Here is a 22,476-nt window from a genome sequence, read left to right as displayed (position 1 = left end):
TTTAGAAGTTTATCAAGAATGAAAATTTCCAATTATTACTCTGTCTAATCCAGCTAAATCTTTTATAACCTTTATATTTATAAAATTTTCCTCTTTCATTAGTTCTTCTAAATCTTCTGCTTGATCATAACCTATTTCAAAAGCTAATATCCCATTACTATTTAAAACATACTTACTTTCTTTTATTATTCTCTTATAAAAATCTAAACCATCTTTTCCTCCTGAAAGAGCAGTATGTGGTTCATATTTCTTAACATCATCCATTAATGTTTCTATTACATCTTCTCTTATATACGGTGGGTTTGATACTAAATAATCATATTTTTCCCCACTTTCTATAACTTTACCTAGCAAGTCACTTTTAATAAAGTTAACTCGCTCTTGTAAGCTATGTCTTTTTATATTTTCTATTGTTACTTTTTGTGGAGTATCATAATAATCTATAGCATCTACTTTTATATTCTTTCTATAATATGCTAATGCTATACCTATAGCTCCACTTCCACAACACAAATCACATACCTTACTTTTGTCACTTTCTGAAATTAATTTAAGAACTTCCTCTACAAGTATTTCAGTATCTCCACGTGGAATTAAAACTCCTTCTTCTAAATAAAAGTCTAATCCCATGAACTCTGATTCACCTAATATATATTTCATAGGCATTTTTTCTTTTCTTTTACCAAGAAGATCAAAGAAACTATTCTCATCTTCTTTTCCAACCTCTTCATCCCTATGAGTAATTAAATAAAGCTTATCTTTTTTTAAAACTTTTCCTAATAAAAGTTGAGTATCTAAAATATATGTTTCTATATTATTATCTTTAAGAATTTTAACACCAGAATCTATTAATTTACCTATTGTATTTTTCATTTCAATCCCTTCTGCCCTCATTAAAGCAGCTATTGCAACCTCAATTTGATCATTATCAGGTTCTTTAGTTGTTAGTTCTTGTAATTTTAAACCTGGATATGCTATAACTTTTGCTAAACTACTATCATTTTTACCAAGCCATCTAATTATTTCATAAGTAATACCAGAAACTACTGGTATCAAAACAATTCTTAGAATTAATCTCTGAGCAAAATTTCCCCATCCTGTAAAAGTAAAAATTATTATACTTACGAACATTATTAAGAACAAAAAGTTCGTTCCACATCTTGGATGAAATCTACTAAATTTTTTTACATTTTCAACTGTAAGCTTCTCTTCTGCCTCATAGCAAAATATTGTTTTATGTTCTGCTCCATGATATTGGAATACCCTATATATATCTTCCATTTTACTTATACCATATATATAAATAAGAAGTATTGATATTCTAATCATTGCTTCTATTAAATTTAATATTATTGGAGTAAAGCCTAACCCCTTAAATATAGAAGCAACCCCTGTTGGTATTGCAATAAATAACCCCATTGCAAGAACCATAGAAAAAGCTAAAGTTACTCCAATTATTATATCATTAGCTTTATCACCCAATTTACGCTTTAGCCACTCCTCAAATTTCGATGGCTCTTCATCTTCTTCAAAGAATGATGCAGAATAATTTAATGTTTTTATTCCAGTAACCAGCGAATCTATTAAAATAAATACTCCACGTATAAATGGTATGTTTAAATATTTTTTTCTTTTAGTTATTGGTAATACTTTTTCAAACTCGACCTCAATTTTATTTTTCGGCGTTCTTACTGCAGTAGCTTGCCCTTTTCCACCTCTCATCATCACACCTTCAATAACAGCCTGTCCTCCAACCTCACATCTCTTCATTCATATCACACTCTCATATCATATTATTTTTTATGTTGATACTTAAAATAACAGTTTCCACATAATGATTCATACTCTACATTATCTATATGATCAATAGCTATTTGTTCCCCTTCGAAAACAAATTTGTTATTTATTTTTCTTCCATTAAATAAAGCTTTTCTTCCACATTTACAGATTGTCTTCATTTCTTCTATGCTATGTGCTATTAATAATAATCTTGTACTACCTTCAAAACCTTGCATTTTAAAATCAGTTCTAAGACCATAACATATAACTGGTATATCTAAAACTACAGCCACTTCAAATAACTCATCTATTTGCTTAGCTTTTAAAAACTGAACTTCATCTACTAATATACAATCTATTCCGTTAACTTTATTTTTATATTTTTTAACTTCTTCAATTATATTATCATTTTCACCTATTATTAGATCTACTTTACGTTCTACACCTAATCTAGATAATAGTTTTTCTCCACCTTTTTTATCTGTAGATGGTTTAACCAATGCAACCTTCATTCCTCTTTCTTCATAATTATGTGCAACTTGCATAAGATGTGTTGATTTTCCTGAATTCATTGCTCCATATCTAAAATATAACTTACTCACACTACTCTTCTCCTTCTTGCCTATAATATATATCGATTATAGCATTATAAATTCATATTAACAAAGAAAATATTTGCTATAAATATTAATATTATCTTTATTCAATTTATAAAATCTATTATGTATTATAAAAAATAAATTAAACTTTAATATTTATTTAAATATTAATTTTTTTACAAAAATTTCTTAAAATAATTTAATTACTTTATCCTTTCACTGCCTTGACTGGACAAATACCATATGCTATACTCAAGAAGTTATGTAACAATCGAAAGAGGTGAAAAATATGAGAGAAGGCATACATCCAAAATACAACAATGAAGCTGTAGTTAAGTGTGCATGTGGAAATACTTTTACAACTGGTTCAGTTAAAGACGAACTTAAAGTAGAAATATGCTCTAAATGCCACCCATTCTTCACTGGAAAACAAAAGATCGTTGATGTTGGCGGTAGAGTTGATAAGTTCAACAAGAGATTCAATCTTAACAAATAGAAAATCATGGGAAAGACTTGTTCTTTCCCATTTTTCTTATTTCTAAGCATATTTTGTATTTTTAAGATTTTATTATATAATATAAAATAATGTATTTTTAAATCTTATATTTATGAAAAGTGAGTGTAATTATATTATGAAGAAAATTTTAATATTCAGTACTTCCACTGGCGAAGGGCATAATCAAGCGGCAAACTCTATATCTAGTACATTAGAAAAGAACGGTTATGAAGTTGTAAGAAATGATTTTTTAGTAAGTAATAGCAAAATTTTAACTAAATTTTTCGTTGGCGGATACGAAATATCAGCTTCTATCTTTCAAAAAACTTATGGTTTTTTTTATAAACTTACTGATACTTTTCTTACAAATAAAATTCTTTCATTTATTTGTTTTTTATTAAGAAAAAAAGTGTTTAAATATATTAATACTATTCAACCTGATATTATATTACTTACACACCCTTTTGCCGTTAATATTTTAGGATCTCTAAAAAGAAAAGGTTTAGAAATACCTGTTATTTCTATAGTAACTGACTTTAAAGCTCATTCAACTTATATAGATAAAGATATAGATGCCTATATTACAGCCAGTGAATTCACAAAAAAAGATTTATCTAAAAGAGGTATTTCTTCTGATAAAATTTTCCCATTTGGAATACCAGTTAAAGATGAATTTCTCGAAAGTAATCCGCTTATACGTACCACTAAAAACGATGAATACTTCAACATCCTATTAATGAGTGGTAGTATGGGCCTTAAAAATATATCTTATGTATTAAAAGAGCTATTAAATAATTCTCATAAACTTAGAATCACAGTTGTTTGTGGAAATAATACTAAACTAAAAGAAAATCTTTTAAAAGAATATAAGCATGTAATTAAAGATAAAAAACTTCATATTTTAGGGTTTTCTAGAGATGTAGATTCATTAATGGAGTATTCAGATTTAATAATAAGTAAACCAGGTGGACTAACCATTACAGAAGCAATAAATAAGAATTTACCTATTTTAATTCCATTTGCAATTCCTGGTCAAGAAACTCAAAATGTAGAATTTCTTACTTCACATGGATATGCTTTATATACTGATAACCTACTAGAACTTAATCTGATTGTAGATGATTTGATTAATAATCCTAATAAATTATATTCTATTCGTAACAAACTTAATATTCTTGCAAGTACATATTCTAAGATTAATATAGTTAAACTTGCAGATAAGTTAATAAATAAATAATATAAAAGGAGTTTGAAAATCAAACTCCTTTTATTTACGTTCTATATCACTTTTATTAAACATACTTATAAATTCAGAATTATTTTTTGTCTTAGACAACATGTTTATAAGTTTTTCTGTTACATTCTCTATGTTTCCATCTCTATACATAACTCTTCTAATTGAATATGCAACTTCTTTTTCTTCATCACTTAAGATTAAATCTTCTTTTCTTGTACCAGATTTATAGATATCTATAGCTGGGAATATTCTTCTTTCTTGAAGTTTTCTATCTAAATGAACTTCCATATTTCCAGTTCCCTTAAACTCTTCAAATATCATATCATCCATTCTTGAACCAGTATCTACTAAAGCAGTTGCTAAAATAGTTAAGCTACCACCTTCTTCTATATTTCTTGCTGCTCCAAAGAATTTTTTAGGCATAAGTAAAGCACCTGGATCTAAACCACCAGATAAAGTTCTTCCAGTTGGAGTTATAGTCAAATTATACGCTCTTGACAATCTAGTTAAACTATCTAACAATATCACTACATCTTTACCTTGCTCTACCATTCTTTTAGCTCTTTCTAATACCATTCTAGAAACCTTAGTATGATTTTGAGGCTCTTCATCGAAAGTTGAGTAAATTACATCTCCATTTATTGAACGCTTCATATCAGTTACTTCCTCTGGTCTTTCATCTATAAGTAATACTATTAATGTTACTTCTGGATAATTTACTGTTATATTTTGTGCTACCTTTTTTAATAAGGTAGTTTTTCCAGCCTTAGGCGGAGCAACTATTATTCCTCTCTGCCCCTTACCTATAGGACATATTATATCCATTAATCTAGATGATAAGTCATTTTCATTAATAGTTTCTAAATGTAATCTTTCTTCTGGATATATTGGAGTCAAACTTTCAAAAGATTTTCTCCCAACAGCTTTTTCAGGATTCTCTCCATTTACTTTATCTACATATAGTAAAGCTTTAAATTTCTCCCCTTCTTTAGCCTCTCTAACTTTACCTTGAACTTCATCTCCTGTTCTCAAATTGAATCTTCTAATTTGAGATGGTGAAACATAAATATCATTTTCACCTGTTTGATAATTATTACATCTTAGAAATCCAAAATTATTATTTTCTAATATTTCTAAAACCCCTTTAGCTGTATTAGATTCATTTATCATAACCTGTAATCTTTCTTTTTTTTCTTCTTTATTATTTTCTCTAAGATCTATAGTTTTATTATCTGTTACACTTTGTTTAGGAGTTATCTTCTCCTGTAAAATTACTCCATTTTTTTCTATAGCCTTAGGTGAATTTTCTATAATACTCTCTATAAGTTCTATTTTTTTTAACTTGCTTATATTTTTTATACCTTTTTCTTTAGCTATTTCCTTAAGCTCAGCTAATGTTTTCTTTTCATACACCTCTTTGGTCAAAACGGCACCTCCACCTTATATTAAACTCACTTTATATTAACATTTTACTAATCATTTATTTTTTATAATTAAATTTATTTGCATATACAACATTTAAATTAAAAATAAGATTTTGGGATATTGTTATACACTTATAACTAAAAGATATGCTTCTAAAGATTACTAATCTGTAGTATACATTATGCTTTAATCATATTCTTTTTTCAAGATAATTTTATCTACTCTCTCTATTATTTTTTCCTTATAATATATAAATTAAACTAAATTAACATAAATTTATTTCTATTAATACAAATTTTTTTCATTTTATCATACAAAAATAGAGTAGAAAATTAATTTTCTACTCTAAAATTAAATTTATTTTTCAAATTCATCTACTGCTGCTTTTATAAAACCTTTAAATAAAGGATGTGGTCTATTAGGTCTTGATTTTAATTCTGGATGAAACTGTACAGCAACATACCATGGATGATCTTCAACTTCCACTATTTCAACTAACTTTTCATCTGGACTTGTTCCTGCAATCTTCATTCCAGCTTCAATAATTCTCTTTCTAAATTCATTATTAAATTCATATCTATGTCTATGTCTTTCATATATAAGCTTATCTTCATAATCATTGTATGAAGTACTGTTTTCATTTAACTTACATGGGTATAGCCCTAATCTCATAGTTCCACCTAAATCTTCAATGTCTCTTTGATCTGACATTATATCAATTACTGGGAACTTAGTATCTTTATCTATTTCTGAACTATTTGCACCTTCAAGTCCTAATACATTTCTCGCAAATTCTATAACTGAACACTGCATACCTAAACAAATTCCCAAGAAAGGTTTCTTATTTTCTCTTGCCCATCTTATAGCTTCGATTTTCCCTTCTATTCCTCTATCACCAAAACCACCAGGCACTAATACACCTTGACAATCAGATAATAGTAAATCTACATTTTCTCTTGTTACATCTACTGAATTAATCCATTTTATACTAACATTCGTATCATTAGCTAATCCACCATGATTTAATGCTTCAACAACAGAAATGTAAGCATCATGTAATTCTACATACTTACCAACTAAAGCTATCTTTATTTTTTTCTTAAGTTGTTTAACTTTATCAACCATAGCTGTCCACTCACTATTATCTATATCTCTACATCCTAATTCTAATTTCTCACAAACTAATCTATCTAGACCCTCTTTATGTAACATAAGTGGAACTTCATATAAATGTTCTGCATCTAAGTTTTGAATTACAGATCTTCCTTCTAAATTGCAGAATAACCCTATTTTAGATTTTAAATCATCTGATATTTCTTTTTCTGATCTACAAACAATTATATCTGGTTGAATTCCAATACTTCTTAATTCTTTAACTGAATGTTGTGTTGGCTTTGTTTTTAATTCTCCAGCCTTTCCTAAATAAGGAACTAAAGTTACATGTATAAAACAAACATTTTCTCTTCCTACTTCATATTTTATTTGTCTTATAGCTTCTAAGAATGGTAATGATTCTATATCCCCAACAGTACCACCAATTTCTGTTATAACAATATCAACATCCTTTTGCTTTGATACTCTATAAACTCTTTCTTTTATCTCATTAGTTATATGTGGAATTACTTGGACTGTACCGCCAAGATATTCTCCTCTTCTTTCTTTTGATATAACTGACCAATAAATCCTACCTGTTGTTACATTATTATTTTTGCTTAAATTTTCATCAATAAATCTTTCATAATGACCTAAATCTAAATCTGTTTCAGCTCCATCATCAGTTACAAACACTTCTCCATGTTGATATGGACTCATTGTTCCTGGATCTATATTTATGTATGGATCAAATTTTTGAATTGATACCTTTAAACCTCTATTTTTCAATAATCTTCCTAAAGAAGCTGCTGTTATTCCTTTTCCTAATGATGATACTACACCACCAGTTACAAAAATGTATTTAGTATTCATTTGTTTCCTCCCTGTGAGAAATATATTTTTATAATTTCTATTGACATCATAAGATTCCCTTGTTATAATAATAATCACCCACTAAATAAAATGGGGTACTTATTTTCAAAATTATAGATTATATATTACCACACTTATTTTTTAAAATCTAGTGTTTTTTCGTGTTTTTTTATATAATTTTATCCAATCTTTCTTCAATCTTAAAATAAAGTTCTCTAAAATCTTTATTAATAAGCAGTTTTTCTTCTGCTTTTTTTAAATTGTAATTAATCATTTTCCCATTGATTATATTTTTAATCTCCTCTAAATCTTCTTTTTTTAAGCACTTATAATTTTTCAGTAATAACAATAATAAATATTTATTTTCTCTTTTCTTTATAAATTTATTTAAATCTTCTTTTTTCATATTAAATTGTTTACATAGAATATTTATAACTATATTAATTTTGTCTAATCCATCGATGTAGTCTTCCATAATACCACCTCGCAATATCTTTTTTTGTATACTTTCCACTTTATTTTATATATATACATAAATTATAAAAATAAAAAGATGCTATATACATAAAACATAACATCTTTTTTATCAATTATTGAATTTTTATATTAACTACTATTTTTGTCATTAATGGTTCTTGACCTGATATAGCCATTGAATATTTAGCTACTAAATCTCCTCCATTTTCATCTATATCTATTTCTAAAAACTTAGTATCAATTTGTAAATCCATCATACCATAAGGAGTATTATATAAAGAAATACTTGTATCTCCTTTTTTAAACTCCATTTTAGTAGCTGTACTACCTTCTCTTTCTAAAATAAACATTTCATCCGTTATTGATAAAGTTGTTGTTGTTCCTGCCATTCCAGAAATTTCAGTTTCTTCATAAACAGCTTTAAACATATTACCCTCAACAAAAAACTTCCCTGGTGTAACAACTTCAATAATATCTTTTTTATCTAATTCAGTAAAACTTTTTATTGAAATAATAGCATCTTTTTGCATAATTTCCTCCTATCATTTAATAGCTATTAAATATTGTTGTAGTTCCTCATCTGTTATAGGAGATACCTTTATAAAATCATTAAATTTTTTCCCATAAACTCCATACATAACTTCAACTTCTTCTTCATCTCTGCCTTTACTATATCTTGCGGCTATTCTAGCCCCAAGTTCAATTTCCTTCTCTGTAGGCTTTCCTTGAATAATCACTAAAGCACCTGTGTATTTGGATGCATTCATAGCTATAAAACTATCATCTATGTATTTTTTTATTTCTTTTACCTCATCACCAGTTCTTGCTGCTATTATTTTAGCATTCTCTGACACTCTGAAATGTCTTCCATATCTTAATAGCTCTATTTCATTTTCTGAAATAAATTCTGAATTATCTAATGAATCTTTTAATCTTATTGCATATCCCGGTTCTGTTAATTTACAACCGCCTGCTGGAGAAGGATATTCTGTAATTCCCCATTTGCTCGCTAACTCCATTTGAGCTTTTCTTGATCTTCCAGTTATATTTAATAATTTTTCCCTATCTACTAAACCACTACGTTCCATTTCAGTTTCATCTAAATTTTTAGCACATAATGGTCTCAAAATTTTATCCGCAAAACCGGATTCTTTCTTTACTATATTTAAGGCTTGTCTATTTTGAGACATCGGTCTTTGGTTTAAGACTTCACCTGTAATTATAAAATCTGCATTAAATTGTTCTAACAACTTTCCTGAATATCTCATCATCATTGCATGACAATCTATACATGGATTCATATTTTTTCCCCAACCATGTTTTGGGTTTTTAACCATATTCATATGTTCTTCTGAGAAATCAATTACTTCCAAAGGTATATCTATTTGCTTAGTCATTCTTTTAGCACTTTCTTCACTAAAAAAGTATGACTTAAAACATATTCCTATCACTTCAATTCCTTGATCCTTAATTAACTTAGCTGCTAATATACTATCTAGACCTCCAGATATCATAGCCAATGCTTTTGCCATTTTGTTTCCCCCTATAAATATTTTTTTATCTATCATATAGTTTAAATTCGTTACTAGAATTAATCAAGCTATTTATCAACTTTACTTTTATTTCCCTTATTTATTAGAAAGACCTTTTAGTGATTCTAAAAACTTAAATTTAAATTCAACTTTTGGCTCTTCTTTTTCATTATTGCTTTCAGCTTCATCTATTAGCTTTTCTAGTTTTTTCTCTGTATCATTTGTTTTAATTGCATCTTTTGTTCCATCTACAAAGCATAATGGCGGAAACATTACACACCACCAATTTTGTCCACTAGCATCTCCTATTAAAATTCTATAAGCCTCATATTCACCTTGTGGAAATACTAAATCTCCATACATTTTATCGGGAAAATTTTCTCTAGATAACATACTTATCACATTGTAGTCATATCCATTCTCTTCAATAACTTCTCTTGCTATCCTTTCCATTTCATCTTTATCATTTAAAATTTCTTTTCTGGCTTCATCTAAATTTTCGCAATCTGATAACTTAGATGAGGCATATTCAACAACTTTATCTCTAACCTTAAGCTTTAAAGCTTGATCTTCCTCACTATCGCTATTAGCAATAACATGAAATCTTATTATCTGGTCTGCAACATCCTCATAATTTACCTCAACTTTACCATCTATACTTTGTCCACTATTTTGACTTTCACAACTAATAAAAAATCCTATAACGAATATAATACTTATTAAAACTAAAAACTTCTTTTTCATAATACTAACCCCCCTTACAGCTTAAATTATTACCACATTTAGGAGGTTTATACATAAAAATTTAAATTGTTCTAGTTAAATATACATCCTCATATTTTTCTTTCATCTTTTCAAAACACTTTTGAGCCTTTAACATATCATCAAAAAAAGCAAATACACTTGGACCACTTCCGCTCATCATAGTTCCTATAGATCCTTGTGACTTCATTTCTTCTTTTATTCCTATAATCATCTTATGTTTTCTTAACGTAACATTTTCAAGTAAATTTTTCATATTATTACTAACAAAATTTAAATCATCCCTTCCCATAGCATATATTAACTCTTCTGTCTTTGGATGATTTACCGCTTTTGTTAAATCAAATTCTTGGTAAACTGCTTTTGTTGATACACCAAATGGAGGCTTTACTAAAACTAAAATTTTGTCTTTAAATGATCCCAAACTTGTAACAATTTCCCCTACCCCTTCACAAAGTGCAGTACCACCTTTTATACAATAAGGTATATCAGCTCCTAATTTTAAACCAAGATTCATTAATTCCTCTTCTGAAGCTCCAACTTCAAATATATCATTCATGGCTTTAAATACTGCTGCTGCATCTGTACTTCCACCAGCTAACCCAGCAGCTACCGGAATATTTTTCTTTATATTTATATATACTCCGCTTTCTACCCCATAAGTTTCTTTAAAAAGTTTTGCTGCTTTATACGCTAAATTTCTGTCATCAACAGGTATATATGGTTTATTGCATTTTAGTGTTATATCTTTTTTTTGTTTTTCTATAATAATTTCATCATATAAATCTATATTTTGCATTATCATTCTTAACAAATGATACCCATCATCTCTTTTCCCAACAACATCTAATGATATATTGACCTTAGCATAAGCTTTAATCTTCATATATTCAATTCCTTTCATTCTCATATAATACATTTAGTTTTAAAATAAAATTCAGGGTTTAGTTCATAACCCTGAATTTTATATTATTAATTATATATATTTTTCTTATTATAGTAAACATAAGATTATTTACTACAAATCATAAAGAACTTATTCTTAAATGATTTAATTCATCATAATCATACTGCTTTATAACTTCTAATAAAGGATTTAATTTTTCGAAGAAAACTACTATTGTATCTCCTTTATAACTCTCTTTTAATGCAGTTTTAAATGCTTCAACTTCGTTTAATATTATTTTGCTCGGTACATTATTTTTATTTTTTCTAATACCCTTTAATATTAAGTCAGCAATTTCACCAACTTTTCTTCCCCTAGTATCTATATCTTCTTTTATTATAATTTTATCTAACAGATCAGAAGAAATTTTTCCTATCTCTTCTGCCATATCATTATTTCTATCACCTGGAATTCCTATAACACCGTATATTTTTCCTTTTGTCATACCTTTTATTGATGATAATACAGCTTTATATCCTTCTACGTTATGACCATAATCTAAAATAATATTTATTCCGTTAATGTTATAATAATTAAATCTACCTTCATTATTTTTAGAATTTAATGTATATGTGCTTAGCCCATTTTTTATCATACAATAATCAATTCCTAATCCCACTAGTGCACCACATGCAGCTAACACATTTTCAACATTAAATAAAAGGGTACCATTTAATGTTATAGGTACTTCATTTAAACTGCAAATTTTATAAATCTTTCCATTGTTATTTACTTTAATATCATTATTTTCTACGTATACAGCTATCCCGGATTTTTTTATATTCTCTTGAATTAATGAATTATCTTTTTCTTTACTAAAATATATCTTATTTGCTTTTACTCTATCAATAATTTTTTGAGTCCACTTATCTTCTGCATTTAAAACTACATATCCATCTTTTTTTACAGCCTCTGCAACTAAAGACTTAGTAAAACATAAATCATCCATAGTATCTATTCCATCATTTCCTAGATGGTCTTCTGTTATGTTAGTTACTATCGCTACATCTGCCAAATCATAAGCTAATCCTCTTTTTATTATTCCACCTCTAGCAGTTTCTAATACTGCTACATCTACTTCTTTATTTAATAGTATTGTTTTAGCACTTTGTGCTCCTGTATCATCACCTTTATGAATACACTCATTATTTAAATATACACCTTCCGTGCTAGTCATTCCCACATTATATCCCATTTTAGAAATTATATGACTTACTAACCTAGTAGTTGTTGTTTTCCCATTTGTACCTGTAATTGATATTATAGGTATATTTTGGGGTTTCCCATTGTAAAGCATATTAACAATAGAGTCACCTACAAATCTATTTTCTCCTTTACTAGGATATGAATGCATTCTAAGTCCTGGAGCTGCATTAATTTCCATTATCACTCCATTTTCTATCATAGGAACTGCTATGTCATCAGTGCATATATCTACCCCACATACATCTAAGCCTATTGCCTTTGCTGCTCTTATACATAGCTCTTTATTCTCTTCACATATACAGTCTGTACAATCAATAGAATCTCCTCCAGTAGATAAGTTAGCATTTTTTCTTAAACCAACTTTTAATCCTTTAGGAAGGATTGTAAACAAATTCACATCTTGCTCTTTTAAATATTCTACTAAATCTTTATCTATCTTTACTTTAGTTAATGGCTTTTCATGATCTTCTCCTCTTAAAGGATTGTCATTTAATCTATCTATCAACTCTTTAACGGTTTTTACTCCATCCCCAACTACAAATGGTGGAATTCTTCTAGATGCTGCTACTACTTTATAATCTACTACACAAACTCTGTAATCATTCCCCTTATGATATTTTTCAACAATCAGCTCTTTAAATTTATTTTTTAATTTATTATAAGACTCAATTAACTCGTACTTATTATTTATATTTAATATTACTCCATTTCCTTTATTTCCATATTGAGGTTTAATTACTAGAGGATAACCTATTTTTTCTCCACTTTTAATTAGTCCAATTAGATTGTGTATCTTTTCTCCTTTAGCCACTGGTATATTTTGTGCTTCTAACAATTCTTTTGTTAACAATTTATCACAAGAAATATCTACCGCTACACAACTAGTATTAGACACAATTGATGCTTCTATTATCCTACCTTGTCTTCCATATCCTATTTGATAAAAACCACTTTCTCCCAACTTAATTATTGGAAGACCATTTTTAACTGCTGAATCACATATAGCTCTTGTACTTGGTCCAACTTGCTCTTCTCTTAAAATCTCCTTTAATAATTCTACTCTCTCTTCTAAATTTATAGGTTCCTTCTTTATTAACGAATTTATTATATCTATAGCCAATTGTGCAACTTCTAATCCAACTTTTTTATATTCATATTGAAATACTATATAATATAAATCTCCTTCTATCTCTCTTGATTTTCCATATGCAACTTCAACACCTAAATTATTTTGTAATGCTATTATTATATGTTCACATATATGGGCTAAATAAGTCCCTTCTTTTAATCTTTTTATAAACCCATGATCCTCATCTATTCCACACCTATGGGTATTTAGTACTGGAATCATATTAACTAAATTAAAATTGAAATCTTCTATATTTTTACTTGGTATTTCACAGTAACCTTCTAAATCCACATCAATTCGAATGCACTTTTTATGAGAGTAAATGTTTCTCCCATCATAAACTTTAGTTTTTATCATTCTCATATCTACAATTTTCCTCCTCAAAAGGTGACTTTTTTAAAAGGTTAAACTTTTTCCCTTCATTAAGCACGTGTAACTTTACATTAAACATACTTAGCACCTCATCTCCATGTTGTTCCGATACATTACTATGAGTTATGCAACTTGCATCTACAAAATATACTGCGCCAGTTCCTATAACTTCTGCGATACCTGTATCTGTTACTACAATGGCCGTATCTTCATCTATTCCAATGCCTAAGACTTCAGGATTTTGGGCTATACCTGTTAGTAGTCTACCTATTCTTCCTCTTTGAGCAAAATGCTGATCAATGATTACATTATCTACAAACCCAAGTCCTGGTGACATTTTTAATGTACACTTCCTTGGAGATTCTTCATCTTCTCCTTGAACTATCATTGTATCACTCATAACAGAAGCTCCAGCTGAAGTCCCTACAATAATACAGCCTCTTTCACTAGCCCTTTTCAATCCATCATAAATAGGAGTTCCTCCAACTAAACTTGTTATTCTTAGTTGGTCTCCTCCTGTAAAAAATATTAAATTTGCTTTATCAATATTTTCTATATTCTTTTTATCAAATGATTGATTTCTATTAGTTATATCTAAATTTTGTATATTTTTAACTCCTAATCCGTTAAATACCTTAGTATATTTTTGAAGAGCTTCTTTAGGATATTCAGTTGCTATTGTTGCTATTAAAATAGTATCTTTATCTTTATCTATTGAATTGCAAACCTTTTTTAGGATTTCTTTATCTCCCTCTTTATCTTCTGCTCCTCCAATTATTATTAGGTTTCCACTAATTTTTTCCCTCATAAATTCACCTCTAATCTTGCATTTGTTATTTTATCCACCCTCTATTGTTATTATTCAAAAAGTAATAAATTTATAAACTAGGTACTTAATTAAAATTAAAAAGAGTATTAAAAAATTTCTTTTTAATACTCTTTTTATTAAATATTTATACTTTAAAATATAGCTCTTCCTGGTATTATAATTCTATCTCCTGAAGTTAATTTATCTTGACTCTCTAAATTATTTAATTTCATTAACTCATCTATAGTTGTGCAATACTTTTTAGCAAGATCCCATAATGTATCTTCTTTACTAACTACATATATTGTTACTGATGATTTCTTTTCCTTCTTTTCTTCTGGTCCCTCTACTACATCTACAACCCATTCCTTTTTTACTTTATAGCATACCTTAGCTGATATAGCTACTGTTGCTCTTATAGCTATAGTATTCGCTTCTATACTAGAATCAATATTTTCTATTGTTGCTTTAGCAATAACATCCATTCCTTTTCTAGCATTCTTAAAATCCATTGTAGTTGTAAATGGAATTTCTCCTGTTGCAACTCCATAGCGACAATCTTCTGAAGCTTCTTTATATAATACTGTAGCTTTAATTACACCCTCAAGTTTAACTCTATCATCTTCAACTATTTTTTCTAATATATTTGCACTTCCAGATGTACAAATTATTTGCTCAATTTTCACATTTTCATTTTTAATATAAATATTATCTTTAGCCATTACCTCTGTTGAGCCTGTTCCCTGAATTACTCCAAATTCATTATTAACCTTATTCAATTCAACATTCATTGATGGTGAATATGCATCTTTTAATAATTCAATTTTATCTTTTGAATATACCTTAACTTTACCTTTAATTTGAAACTCAAGATTAACTACTCTACTTTCTCCTAAATCATCAGCTGCTATTATACACTCACTATTTTTAACTGCTAAATTTAAAGAACTTATCATATCACTACCTACACCTACTAATTCTTCTTCTTTTGATAGGTATACGTCATCTTGTAATATTACAAGCTCTTTATTCTCTTTTCCTTTATATAAAACTTCTATCTTACAATAGCATCCTATATAAATTCTATCTTCTCCAACCTTAACTTCTTTTTTATGAATATTCATTGAACATTTTAAAACATCTTCTATTTCAGGTTTATCCATTGTAACCTTCATCATAGATTTCCCTATCAATTCTAGATCTTTTTCGCCTTTTACTGAATTAATAACTTCTTCTTTTTTAAGTATTTGAATATCCTCTTTTCCCTCTATATCTTTAACATATTCAAATTCTCCACTTCTATAAAGTTCCCATTTTAATGCAAGTAGTCCATCAATACCAACTTTTCTTTCATTCATCCAGCTTGCTTCAATATGTTCTATCTCACACTCAACTTCGCATAATACTCTATGTTCATCATTATCAAGATCAAGATAATTTGCAAATTTCTCATTAAACTCCACTGAATGTATTTTACTTGATGGAGTGTCTACTGTTACTTCATCTTTTGGTAAATAAAATACAGTATAATTTAATTGACCTTCAACCATTACCTTATCTGCTAAAACTTCTTTATTAGTTATAAATGCTTTAGCCTCTACCCCTAATACTTCTTTCATATCAGGATGTGAGTCTCTAATTAAATATTCTCCCTTTAATACATGATTTGATGAATTTTCTTTTATCAACTGTTCATATTGAACACTTTCTTTTATTACATCTATTTGTGACATACTATCCCTCCTATAGAATAACTACTATAATTTATATTTGCATCGATATATATTTATTCATATATAAAAATATTGTTTCAAAAATCATACACTTAATTTCTACATTTTTAGTCTTTTAGAAATATCAACTACTGGTATAAAAGTAATAATTGTCGAAAAAAAATTACTTTTTTTATTTTTTTCAAATTTATGTGTTGACAAGAGTAGAATTATGTCGTATTATAAAGATGGTTATTGACCATATAACCTCTCATAAATTCTCAATACCCTTTTATACCATAGTTGAAAGATGGAAACCCACCATCTTTCTTTTTTTATTTTAAAATATTCAATTTATACAATAAATTAATAAATAAAATATAATCACGTAATTTTTTACTCATAATAATATATTAAAAACCTCAGAAAAATATAACTCCTGAGGTTTTAATTTAAAAAAAATATGGAACTTCGTAAATGACGAAGTTCCATTTTCTATACAGAAAAATATAATTGAACAGTCTTTGTTAATACATCTGAATAACTATATGTCACGGTCCTTTGGGTGTCGCTTTCTAGTCTAACTACAAAAATACTTGGATAAGTACTTTCTATTACTCCATTGTTTACTAGGATTTTTTTCCTGCCACCATTAGCTTTTAAAGTTACTTTTTCACCTATGTGATTTTCAATATCTTTCTTTATGGTAGCTATCGTTTTTAATTTTTCCATATAAACACCCTCTTTCTATTTTTCATTATACCCCATCCCCCTATTTTTGTCAAGCAAAATTTATATTTTAACATTTTTAAAACACATTTGTCAATGTAATTTTTAAACTTATTTATAAATAACACATACATTTATTATTATCTCTATTTAAGTAATTTTTATACAATAAGATTTGTACTTTTCTTTTCAATAAAAAAATCCCATTTTAGGGATCTTTTTAAATGTATGATGATTTAGGATAACCTTCTCTATATTTACCTCTAGTTTGAAGCCCTCCTATACCTTTAATTCCTGTTATTGTATTATCTATAACATCTGTAATAGAGACCACTTTGTCTATTCTTGTGTATGCAATTTTTTCGCATACAAAAACAGGATCTAAGCAGTGTATTAATACTCTATTAGGAGAACTTGCAAAATTAGCTCCTGCATCTAACATACATTCATAACAACTTTGACATGCTCCTGCAAAAATAACTAATTCATCATAACTAGAATTATAATTTCTAAGAGCTCTAACTGATTCGATATAGTATTTTGAATTTCTATAATTATCTAAATTTAGATAGTCATCTGTAACCCTAAGAACACCATCATGACCTGTTAAAACAACTATATCAGGTTTTATTTCCTTTACTAAATCTACTACTTTTTTAGGTTGCTCTCTTTCCGATATTGATATTCCAATAGCATCTAAAGATAATTGTTTATATACTTTTAAACAAGTTTCTAAATACTCTCTATCTCCATCTATATGAAGTATCTTGCCTGGTCTACCAAATATTAATTCTTTGTTGGGCGACTCCTTCAAATTCTTGCTACTACGGCTATTAATTGCTTTCATCGCCCTTACATCCCCCCTTAAGGAAATAGCCTTATTTATCGCCTCACTTACTCTTGTATTTAATATTTTTTCTTTTTCTCCAACAAAGTCATCATCAACTTTTTGTAAATCATCCTTAGCAGAATCTGCTATTATTCTTATACTTATACCTTTTAAAATATATATAGGATTTCCTTCTTCATCTTCTTTAATATCAATTATTTTAAAGGTAATATCTTTGTCATAAGATTTTCTTACAACTAAATCCCCTATAACCATAAGTACCTCTTCTAAAATTGTTTATTATTCATAATATGTGATAAATCTCATTTTAGTGAATAAAAAAAGTGCTTAAAGCACTTTTTATGATATTGAATATAAACTTTTAAATTCTTCTAAAAACTTTAATAATTTTTCTTGTTCATTTATTATAGCTTCTATCTTGTTACTGAATGTATTTTGTCCCCAGTTAACTTCATTGTAGTAATATCTATTCGCCAATCTCCAATATCTTTGTGGAAATTGTAAAAATGCATATAAAACTTTATACTCATCTTTACTTAAAGGATATACATCATTGTAAGAATCTATTATAGCTTTAGCAAACTCTATATTCCAATCTACTCTTTTTAAAACCTTAATCATAAAGTTTGAAACATCAAAAGCTCTAATTTCTCTCTTACAATAATCAAAATCAATAACATGCGCTTGGTTTTCTTTATCTAAAATAATATTATGATAGGTAAAATCATGATGACAAAAGCTTTTTTCCTCTTCAGCAATTTCACATAACTTCATATAACTAGATTCTTCTAATGTTCTTAATGCTTTTTTTCCCATATCTTTATAGAATTCCATTGATTTTAGATATAATAAATCGAAGTCGTTTTTACCATTCTTTTTTCTTACCATATCTCTCATTTTATCTAGAGATTTTATTCTCTTGGTCATAAGGTGAGGCCATCTACCTAAGTCACTTTTAAGTTTTGAATTTTCTGGAGGATCATATCCTTTAGAGGCTTTATGCATATTAGCCAATGTTTTGGCCGCTAATTTAACCTCATCTATGTTGTGAAAATCACATTCCCTTCCCTCTAGCCATTCAGATAATGTATAAAGATCTTCATTTACTAGAGCATACGGTTCCCCGTCTATGTTTAAAAAATATCTGTCCACATTATTAAATCCATTATTTATTAAGTGTTCTTTCGCTCCATACACAAATAATAATTTTTGCGGACCATAATTTATTTTTTTTAAACATTTTTCTCCCTTATTAGTTTTAAGATAGTAAACCCCTTTATTAGCCTTTATTACTTCGATTTTAATATCAAATTGTCTTTCTATTTCAAATTCTCTCATCATAGTGCTCACCCCCTTTATATTTATATGTATATATAAGTTCTTTTATTAACATTTTTTAATTATCAATAATATAATAAATTAATATTAATTTGAAAGGATTAAATTATGAAAATAGGTATAGATGGTAGAGCTGCTAAATGGTATAGAGGAACTGGAATAGGCACATATACTTATCAACTTATAAATAATTTAAGTAAAATCGATGCCGAAAATAATTACTCTATTTTTTTACCTGAAGGCTCCCCCCTTAATCTAGGTGATAATTTTAAAATAGAATCCTTAAAATCCGCCTCAAATGACAACTTTTGGGAGGAGGTAAAGGTCCCTAATATATTAAAAGATAATAATATGAATCTTTATCATGTTCCTCAAAATGGAGTAGGACTTTCTAATAACATATCTTGTCTAAAAACAATAACATTGCATGATATAATCCCCCTTAAAATGCCTGAAACTGTTAGCGATAGATATCTTAATATATTTAATAATCAGCTACCTAATATTATTAATAATTCTCAAGGAATATTAACTGTTTCTGAATTTTCTAAACAAGATATCGCAAAAGAATTTAACTTTCCAAAAGATAAAATATTTGTTACCCATTTAGCAGCTGAAGATATATATAAGCCATTAAATAAAAATAATTGCAAAAAAATAATTGCAAAAAAATACGGAATAGATAAAGATTTTATTCTTTATGTTGGGGGGTTTAGCCCACGGAAAAATATTATTGGTATTATAGAAGCATTTTCACTTTTAAAAATAAATTTTAAAAAAGATTTAAAATTAGTTATTACAGGAAAAAAGGGAATTTCATATGAAAGGTATAAAAAGCGTGCAGATGATCTAGGTTTAAATGATTCTGTTATATTTACAGGTTTTATTCCGTTAAATGATTTACCTATATTCTATAACGCTTCTAAACTTCTAGTTTATCCTTCTTTTTACGAGGGATTTGGATTACCTCCATTAGAAGCTATGGCCTGTGGTACTCCTGTAATAGCATCTGATGTTACTTCTTTACCTGAAATTTGCGGAGATTCAGCTATTTTAATCGATCCTTATAATATATATGATATAAGCTATTATATAGAAAATATTTTAAGTGATTCTGATTTAAAAAATAATTTAATAAAAAAAGGATTATTAAAAAGTTCACATTATTCTTGGAAAAATACAGCTATAGATACTATAACCGCTTATAACGACATTATTAAATTATCATAAATATAAAAAGGTAGAAAACAATAGTTTTCTACCTTTTTTGCTTTTTTGTTAATATAAATATTCCTTAAACTCTTCTATAAAATTATCTAGAAACTCTTTTCTATATATTTCATTACTAAGCTTATTTTTAAATCTATTTAAATATACCTCCTCATCCCAAGTCTTTTGTCTATAATAATAATCTTTAACTATAGTTACAAAATCTCTTGGGAATGTCATAAATGCATAAAATATTTTTATTTCATCATTTGTTATTTTTTCCACTTTATTATAACTTTCTAATATTAATCGTACTTTTTCAATATCATAAGCTGAATTTTTAATTACTTTAGATGTATAATTAACTAAATCTACTATTCTAGTATCTATATTACAATAATCAAAATCTATTATTTTTACATCTTTACCATCTATTATAAAATTATGATGAGCTAAATCATTATGACATAATACCCTTTTATCTTCATCCTCTAATATATTCTTATAACTAGATAAAGCTAATAATTCTATAGATCTCTTTACATAGTTAATATAATAATCTACATTTTCCAAAAATAATTTATCAAAATCATTTTTATATTTAAATTTATTAGTATAATACTTTATCTCCTCTAATTCTTTTAAATTATCATTAAAATACTCAGGTAGGTATCTTCCCATATTTCCTTGTATTAATTCTGTATTTAATTCATTAAATATCCCTTTCGAAGCTTTGTGCATTTTAGCAATAGCTTGTGCACATATTGAAACTTCTATAGGATTTGAAAATGTAGCTTCTCTTCCTTCAATCATATCTAAAACTACATATTTATCTCCATTCCAAATTTCATATATTTTCCCATTTTTATTTTTCCAATAACTTAATACATCCTTATAATTATTAGAAATATACTTTAATGATTTATCAATAAACTCCAGTCTCTTTTCACTAGAACTTGTAATTTTAAGTATTTTTTTACCTTGTGATGTTGTTAATATGAATACCTTCCTTAAAGGTATTACATCTTCTACATCTATTCCTAATTTCAAGAACAATTCTTGACTTAAATCATAATTACATAATATTTTTTTATCTATATATCTTGTTTTATTTATCACCAAAATCCCCTCCTATTATTTCATCAATATATATATTGTCTATTATTTGGCCTTTTTTAAAGTCATTAAGATATTTATCAAAAGATAACTCTTTTTTATTCAAAATATACTTGTCCCAAATTCTCAAGCTTTCATTTGGATAATAAATAAACCCTTTTAAATATTCCATACTATCGATTGATAAACCTAAGCTATCTACGTAATATTCTATAATTTTATTTGCTTCAATAGGAATATCCTTCTTTTTTAACCTTTTTATATAATTGTATAAATCATGCTCTTTTAAATTATATGATAAATATTTTATAGTATTTATCTCTATTCCATCTTCGATAGAAACTGTATATCTTAAGTTACTATCATCTACTTTTCCTAAACAAACCTCATAATTTGTCATACTTCTTTGTATTAACTTCTTATAATTATTCCTTAAAATGTGATTTATTGCCTTTTCTCCTTTATTCAATAATTCATTTCCATTGGAAATTATATTTAAATCTAATAAATTTTTTTCTTGCTTTGTCTTCCTATATTCTAAATCTGCTTTAAGTCTTTTTAATTGAAATTTGTAATATTCTAAATCCTTTCCTATATTACTTCCTATTCTAGGTATTAAATTTTCTTTATATTCTCCTATTAATTTATGAAATCTTACTATTAAATCAACTTGAAAAGCTATCTCCTCTTCATTTATTAAATCCTTACCTTTAAATTTTTCATTAATTATCTTTATATTTCTATTTCCCAAATAGGAATTTATTTCTTTACTTTCTATATTAATCACCC

20 protein-coding genes are annotated in these 22,476 nt (G+C 27.3%); 3 read left to right on the top strand and 17 right to left on the bottom strand.

Translation table 11 applies throughout. From position 1 onward, the window contains the following. Positions 1-12 precede the first annotated feature (12 nt). Positions 13-1,770 carry a peptide chain release factor N(5)-glutamine methyltransferase gene (gene prmC / locus CP523_RS10130; protein WP_066676595.1) on the bottom strand — a complete coding sequence of 586 codons (1,758 nt, stop codon included), beginning with the start codon at positions 1,768-1,770 and terminating at the stop codon, positions 13-15. Positions 1,771-1,793: 23 nt separating this feature from the next. Then, positions 1,794-2,381 carry a thymidine kinase gene (locus tag CP523_RS10125; protein WP_066676593.1) on the bottom strand — a complete coding sequence of 196 codons (588 nt, stop codon included), beginning with the start codon at positions 2,379-2,381 and terminating at the stop codon, positions 1,794-1,796. A gap of 286 nt (positions 2,382-2,667) precedes the next feature. On the opposite strand from CP523_RS10125, the gene rpmE reads away from it, so the two are divergent. Next, positions 2,668-2,874, top strand: a complete 207-nt coding sequence (gene rpmE, locus CP523_RS10120) for a 50S ribosomal protein L31 (protein ID WP_066676590.1) — start codon at positions 2,668-2,670, stop codon at positions 2,872-2,874. Positions 2,875-3,010: 136 nt separating this feature from the next. Beyond that, positions 3,011-4,111 carry an MGDG synthase family glycosyltransferase gene (locus tag CP523_RS10115; protein ID WP_066676588.1) on the top strand — a complete coding sequence of 367 codons (1,101 nt, stop codon included), beginning with the start codon at positions 3,011-3,013 and terminating at the stop codon, positions 4,109-4,111. 30 nt (positions 4,112-4,141) lie between these two features. On the opposite strand, the gene rho is transcribed toward CP523_RS10115, so the two are convergent. The 13 genes from rho to CP523_RS10050 all read right to left on the bottom strand — a co-directional run bounded on the left by rho (position 4,142) and on the right by CP523_RS10050 (position 19,365). Further along, positions 4,142-5,536, bottom strand: a complete 1,395-nt coding sequence (rho, locus tag CP523_RS10110) for a transcription termination factor Rho (RefSeq protein WP_066676586.1) — start codon at positions 5,534-5,536, stop codon at positions 4,142-4,144. Between the two features lie 357 nt (positions 5,537-5,893). Beyond that, positions 5,894-7,501 carry a CTP synthase gene (locus tag CP523_RS10105; RefSeq protein ID WP_066676584.1) on the bottom strand — a complete coding sequence of 536 codons (1,608 nt, stop codon included), beginning with the start codon at positions 7,499-7,501 and terminating at the stop codon, positions 5,894-5,896. Positions 7,502-7,670: 169 nt separating this feature from the next. Then, positions 7,671-7,976 (bottom strand): hypothetical protein, encoded by a 306-nt coding sequence (locus tag CP523_RS10100; RefSeq protein ID WP_066676583.1) that lies wholly within the window; start codon positions 7,974-7,976, stop codon positions 7,671-7,673. 115 nt (positions 7,977-8,091) lie between these two features. Further along, the gene (locus CP523_RS10095; RefSeq protein ID WP_066676581.1) at positions 8,092-8,508 is read right to left on the bottom strand and encodes a YwiB family protein; all 417 of its coding nucleotides are present in this window, start codon (positions 8,506-8,508) and stop codon (positions 8,092-8,094) included. Between the two features lie 12 nt (positions 8,509-8,520). After that, positions 8,521-9,510 carry a DUF814 domain-containing protein gene (locus CP523_RS10090; protein ID WP_066676579.1) on the bottom strand — a complete coding sequence of 330 codons (990 nt, stop codon included), beginning with the start codon at positions 9,508-9,510 and terminating at the stop codon, positions 8,521-8,523. 96 nt (positions 9,511-9,606) lie between these two features. After that, positions 9,607-10,254 (bottom strand): stage II sporulation protein R, encoded by a 648-nt coding sequence (spoIIR, locus tag CP523_RS10085; protein ID WP_066676577.1) that lies wholly within the window; start codon positions 10,252-10,254, stop codon positions 9,607-9,609. A gap of 61 nt (positions 10,255-10,315) precedes the next feature. After that, positions 10,316-11,158: a 4-(cytidine 5'-diphospho)-2-C-methyl-D-erythritol kinase gene (gene ispE, locus CP523_RS10080; protein ID WP_066676575.1), complete on the bottom strand. Its 843-nt coding sequence runs from the start codon at positions 11,156-11,158 to the stop codon at positions 10,316-10,318. Positions 11,159-11,297: 139 nt separating this feature from the next. After that, positions 11,298-13,916, bottom strand: a complete 2,619-nt coding sequence (gene cphA / locus CP523_RS10075) for a cyanophycin synthetase (protein WP_066676573.1) — start codon at positions 13,914-13,916, stop codon at positions 11,298-11,300. Then, a complete protein-coding gene (locus CP523_RS10070; protein ID WP_066676571.1) occupies positions 13,897-14,733 on the bottom strand; it encodes a cyanophycinase in 837 nt (278 codons plus the stop codon). Before CP523_RS10070 ends, cphA begins: the two co-directional genes overlap by 20 nt. A gap of 152 nt (positions 14,734-14,885) precedes the next feature. Then, entirely contained in the window at positions 14,886-16,466 is a 1,581-nt protein-coding gene (locus tag CP523_RS10065; protein ID WP_066676569.1) for a DUF3794 and LysM peptidoglycan-binding domain-containing protein, read from the bottom strand. Positions 16,467-16,940: 474 nt separating this feature from the next. Then, complete coding sequence (locus CP523_RS10060) at positions 16,941-17,177, bottom strand: Veg family protein (RefSeq protein ID WP_066676567.1); 237 nt, start codon at positions 17,175-17,177, stop codon at positions 16,941-16,943. A gap of 217 nt (positions 17,178-17,394) precedes the next feature. Beyond that, complete coding sequence (gene yabG, locus CP523_RS10055) at positions 17,395-18,279, bottom strand: sporulation peptidase YabG (protein WP_066676565.1); 885 nt, start codon at positions 18,277-18,279, stop codon at positions 17,395-17,397. 84 nt (positions 18,280-18,363) lie between these two features. Continuing rightward, entirely contained in the window at positions 18,364-19,365 is a 1,002-nt protein-coding gene (locus tag CP523_RS10050) for a CotS family spore coat protein (RefSeq protein ID WP_066676563.1), read from the bottom strand. A 105-nt stretch (positions 19,366-19,470) separates the two neighbouring features. Between CP523_RS10050 and CP523_RS10045 the strand changes: the two genes are divergently transcribed. Beyond that, positions 19,471-20,592 carry a glycosyltransferase family 4 protein gene (locus CP523_RS10045; RefSeq protein ID WP_066676561.1) on the top strand — a complete coding sequence of 374 codons (1,122 nt, stop codon included), beginning with the start codon at positions 19,471-19,473 and terminating at the stop codon, positions 20,590-20,592. Positions 20,593-20,640: 48 nt separating this feature from the next. On the opposite strand, the gene CP523_RS10040 is transcribed toward CP523_RS10045, so the two are convergent. Beyond that, the gene (locus CP523_RS10040; RefSeq protein WP_227909534.1) at positions 20,641-21,690 is read right to left on the bottom strand and encodes a CotS family spore coat protein; all 1,050 of its coding nucleotides are present in this window, start codon (positions 21,688-21,690) and stop codon (positions 20,641-20,643) included. After that, positions 21,680-22,438 (bottom strand): hypothetical protein, encoded by a 759-nt coding sequence (locus tag CP523_RS10035; protein ID WP_207666553.1) that lies wholly within the window; start codon positions 22,436-22,438, stop codon positions 21,680-21,682. Before CP523_RS10035 ends, CP523_RS10040 begins: the two co-directional genes overlap by 11 nt. Positions 22,439-22,476: the final 38 nt, after the last annotated feature.

This window comes from Clostridium septicum, from assembly GCF_003606265.1.
GTDB lineage: Bacteria > Bacillota > Clostridia > Clostridiales > Clostridiaceae > Clostridium > Clostridium septicum.
The sequence above is the reverse complement of the archived record's forward strand: the minus strand, read 5'-3'. Positions and strand labels throughout refer to the sequence as shown.